Origin of the sequence: uncultured Caulobacter sp., assembly GCF_947036865.1 — a bacterium.
Lineage (GTDB): Bacteria > Pseudomonadota > Alphaproteobacteria > Caulobacterales > Caulobacteraceae > Caulobacter.
In genome coordinates, this window is sequence record NZ_CAMQSF010000094.1 from 1 (window position 1) to 2,865 (window position 2,865).

1 protein-coding gene and 2 pseudogenes are annotated in these 2,865 nt (G+C 73.0%); all 3 read left to right on the plus strand.

From position 1 onward, the window contains the following. Positions 1-1,030 (plus strand): annotated as a pseudogene (locus Q0V34_RS20770) (hypothetical protein); the annotation flags it as partial. An 89-nt stretch (positions 1,031-1,119) separates the two neighbouring features. After that, entirely contained in the window at positions 1,120-2,049 is a 930-nt protein-coding gene (locus Q0V34_RS20775; RefSeq protein ID WP_297516311.1) for a J domain-containing protein, read from the plus strand. 81 nt (positions 2,050-2,130) lie between these two features. Then, positions 2,131-2,865 (plus strand): annotated as a pseudogene (locus tag Q0V34_RS20780) (TonB-dependent receptor); the annotation flags it as partial.

The following is a 2,865-nucleotide window of genomic DNA, read 5'->3' on the forward strand; positions in this document are numbered from 1 at the left end:
CCAGCGGCTGGACCTCGACGAGCGGCCGCGCCTGACGCTGGTTCCGGCGCTCTCGGAGGTCGGGGTGGGGCGGACGATCGACTGGAGCCCGCCGCCGCCGCGCGATCCGCCCGCGCCGCCGGTGCTGCGCGTGCTGGACCTGCCGAACCTGGGCGCGCTGACCGACGACGCGCGGCCCCGGATCGCGGCGGCCGTCGAGCCTTGGCGCGCGCTGGACGTCCACGCCGGCGCCAGCCTCGAGACCTTGAAGATCCGCGCCCGCCTCGCCGCGCCGGCCACCCTGGGCGTGACGCTGACCGACCTCTGGCCCGCCTCGCCGCATCGGCTGGATCGGGCCGGCGCGCTGACCGTGCGGCTGGAGGGCCGGAGCCTAGCCTCGGCGCCGCTGAACGCCCTGCTGGCCGGCGACAACGCGCTGGCGGTCCAGACGCCCTCGGGCGAGTGGGAGGTGATCGGCTTTCAAGCCGCCCAGCTGACCGCGCCGGAGGCCTGGCGGCTGTCGGGCCTGCTGCGCGGCCAGGGCGACGGCGCGGCGAGCGAGGCCGTCATCTCCGCCGGCGCGCCGGTCGTGCTGCTGGACGAGGCGGTGGTTCCGATGGAGGTCGCCGCGTTCGAGCGCGGAACCTCGCTGATCGTCCGCGCCGCCCCGGCCGGAGGGCCGCCGGCGGGGCCGGCGATGAGCCAGATCGTGGTCCCCTGGACCGCGCGGGCGCTGAGGCCCCTGGCCCCGGCCCACGTGCGCAAGCGCTGGACGAGCGGCGATCTGCGGGTGAGCTGGATACGCCGCGCGCGGGTCGGCGGCGACGCCTGGGAGGGCGAGGTTCCGCTGGAGGCGGGCGGCGACCGCTTCCAGGTGCGCGTCCTCGACGGCGACGCCGTGCTGATGGAGGTCGAGACCACCAGCGCCAGCTTCGTCTACACGGCCGCCCTGCGCGCGTCGCACGCGCCATCGCCCGCCGCGCGACTGGAAATCCGGCAAGGCTCGGCCTTGGGCGTGCTCGGCGCGCCCGCGGTGACAGGGTTGTGGTAAATTTGCCACATTAGCCCTTGCGCCGGGCGCTGGACGTTCTAGATGGAGGGCGATACCCAACCCAGCCCACCTTCCGTAGAGGACCTTCCTTGGCGCGCGACCCCTATCAGGAACTCGGTGTCTCCCGCACCGCCAGCGCGGACGAGATCCGCAAGGCGTTCCGCAAGCTCGCCAAGCAGTACCATCCGGACACCAATCCGGGGGACAAGAAGGCCGAGGAGCGCTTCAAGCAGGTCAGCGCCGCCTTCGACATCGTCGGCGATCCGGACAAGCGCAAGAAGTTCGATCTGGGCCAGATCGACGCCGACGGGCGCGAGACCATGCGCGGTTTCGGCGGCCAGCCCGGCAACGGCCCGTTCAACGCCGGCGGCTTCGGCCAGGGCGGCTTCCATCGCGCGAACGAGGGGCCGGAGATCGACCTTTCGGACCTGTTCGGCGGCATGTTCGGCCAGGGCGGCGGGCGCGGCCCGTTCGGCGGCGGGGCCGGCGGGTTCTCCAGCAAGGGCGCCGACATCAAGGCGCGCCTCGACATCGACCTCGAAGACGCCATCAAGGGCGGCAAGAAGCGGGTGGCGTTCTCGGACGGCCGCACGATCGACGTCACCATCCCGACCGGCGCCCAGGACGGCCAGACCCTGCGCCTGAAGGGCCAGGGCGGCCAGGGGCGCGGCGGGCCGGGCGACGCGCTGATCGAGCTGTCGATCAAGCCGCACCCGATCTATCGCCGCGAGGGCGAGGCCCTGGTCATGGACCTGCCGATCTCGGTGCCCGACGCGGTGCTGGGCGGCAAGATCGAGGCCCCGACCCCGGACGGCGCGGTGATGCTGAACGTGCCCAAGGGCAGCAACAGCGGCCAGACGCTTCGCTTGAAGGGGCGCGGCATGCCCGACGCCAAGGGCAAGCGCGGCGACCTCCTGGCGCGGCTGGTGGTCACCCTGCCCGAGACGATCGACCCCGACCTCGAAAAGTTCGCCCAGGCCTGGCGCGACCAGAAGCCCTATACGCCCAAGCGGAAATAGCGCCGCCCGCGCCGGAATCCTGGCGCTGGCGCGTTTCAGCCTTTCAGGCTGTTATCGTCCTGGGGCTGGGCGCGTTTTCGCATGATCGTTTGTCTGCTGATGGGTCTCCAGGTCGCCGCGCCGGCGCCGGGGACGCCGGTTACCTCCACGCCGCCGGAGAGCGAGCAGACGGCCCTGGTCGAGGGCGTGGTCATCCAGGCCTCGGTTCGGGGCAAGACCGAGGGGCCGGTGCAGCCCGACCTGACCCTGAGCGCCGAGGAGATCGAGGCGACCGGGGCGACCACGGTGCGCGATCTCGTCACTCGCCTGGACGCCGAGATCAACACCGGCGATCCCGACGCGCCGCCGCCGGTCTATCTGGTCAACGGCCGGCGCATCTCGGGCTTTCAGGAGATCAGCGGCCTGCCCAGCCAGGCGATCCAGCGCATGGAAATCCTGCCCGAGGCGGCGGCGCTGTCCTACGGCTATCGGCCCAACCAGCGGGTGGTCAACTTCACCCTGCGCCAGCATTTCCGGTCCCTGGCCGGCGAGGTCGAGAAGGGCGCCGCCACCGAGGGCGGACGTGTCAACACGCGCGCCGACGCCGACGTCTTTCGCCTGGCCGGCGACGAGCGGGCGACGGTTGGCGTCGAGACGCGGCGCGACCCGGTGCTGTTCGAGGGCGAGCGCAAGATCGTCCGCGCGCCGTCGGCGACCGCGCCCTACGGCCTGGTCGGCAACCTGGCCTCCACGACCTTCGGCGCCGAGATCGACCCGGCGCTTTCGGCCCTGGCGGGCGGGCGGGTCGTCGTGGCCCGCGCGCCCGACGCGGCGGCT